Genomic DNA, 1430 nt, shown 5'->3' with positions numbered 1-1430 from the left:
TAATGCCAGTCAGTTAAGCTGACTGGCATTTTTATTTTCGGGTCGGGTATTTTGCTGGTCGCTGTTTCACCACCCGCGGAAACCATCGATCCGGTCGCCGATGCGGTAGAACATACTGCGCCGCCGATGCCTGCAGATCCGCCAAAAATCCAGGCAGATTGCCGGGATGGTTGAGTGATGTGCCATGCAGCAAGCCTAAAATCGCCCAACTGCAGGCGGTAAAGCTCATTTCGCATGGATATACACCTGGGCACTGTCTCGACATCTGCACCATCTGATACCGCAACAGGTTGTAGCCCAAGAGCACGCCCCACAACTCTTGCGCGATCATCTCCGGCGTCTTGCTCCGCAACGTGTACTCACCCCCTAACAGTCCTTGCTTGATCTCTCGGTAGCCAAGCTCGATTTCCCAACGCTGACTGTAAAGATCGACGATCTCATCACCCGGGAAGCGCAGCGCATCGGTCATGGAGGTCAGCACGCTTACAATCTTGCCTTTGATCGTTTTGCTCAGCAGCCGCGCTCGAATTTCCAGCGGCAAGCCTGGCCATTGCTTGCGAGCCTGGGGCGAGGTACGCAGCACGACCACAGCATCATTGCGTCCAAGCTTGTGCTCTACCTCGTACTGAGTGCCCTTTTTCAAGGGGATCAGCCAGTGCCGATGCTCGCCTTGCGATTGCCAGTGGTGCAGTAAGCCCAACGAATAGAAACCTTTGTCGAACAGGGTCAACGAATGGTTTGGGGTGGTGGCGATCAACTGTTCTGCCAGCTTCATTTCGCTACTGTGATAGCTCTCGAAAGTGCTGTTAATCAGCAAGTGGCTGGTCAGCTCCATCTGACAGACCATCCGGACCTGAGGAAAACCGCCATCCCCATGCTGGTTGGTCGCGCCGCCATAACACGCTCGGTTTTCAGCTGTGTCAGGCGTGTTCCAGACGACGCCGTCAACTCCCAGTAGTGTCAGCCCCAACCACTGCGGGTGCTTGGTTTCTTCGTGCCATCGCTGTTGGGTGAGCATGAAAACTTCACGTACAGCTTCGCTACCTAGCCGTTGTCGCCCTTGCACAACCGCGCTGGGCGCCACAAGAGGCCGCTTGCCCGGCAGCATGATGTCCATGTGATTCACAACATCCCAAGCCGACATCCGGCGAAACAACGCCATGCCGATAATGCACCACACCAGGCTTTCAAGCGGGAGGCGACGCTTGCGAATGGTTGAGACGCCCGCTGTCTCAAAAGCTTGTTTCACGATTTCTGGATCGAGCAACGCTCCCAGACCCTCCAGGGCGTTTGGCCGGGATGCCATTTCGTGAGTGAGGGACAGGGCTTGTGACAGGCGCATAAAAAAATCCGATGCTCGTTTCCAAGCATCGGATTTTGCGGCCTTAGGGATAAAGGTCAATGTCTCAGTCTTAACTGACTGGCATTAG

General features: G+C 55.3%; 1 protein-coding gene. It reads right to left on the bottom strand.

The window, feature by feature from the left end:
* Positions 1–31 precede the first annotated feature (31 nt).
* Complete coding sequence (locus JOY50_RS28485) at positions 32–1342, bottom strand: IS4 family transposase (protein ID WP_243056166.1); 1311 nt, start codon at positions 1340–1342, stop codon at positions 32–34.
* Positions 1343–1430 lie beyond the last annotated feature (88 nt).

The sequence above is a fragment of the Pseudomonas sp. BP01 genome, from assembly GCF_022760795.1.
Classification (GTDB): Bacteria; Pseudomonadota; Gammaproteobacteria; order Pseudomonadales; family Pseudomonadaceae; genus Aquipseudomonas; species Aquipseudomonas putida_Q.
This window is presented reverse-complemented; position numbering and strand designations above follow the sequence as displayed.

Coding starts and splice junctions, on each gene's coding strand:
- JOY50_RS28485 (WP_243056166.1), bottom strand. CDS start 1,342: ATGCGCCTGTCACAAGCCCTGTCCCTCACTCACGAAATGGCATCCCGG.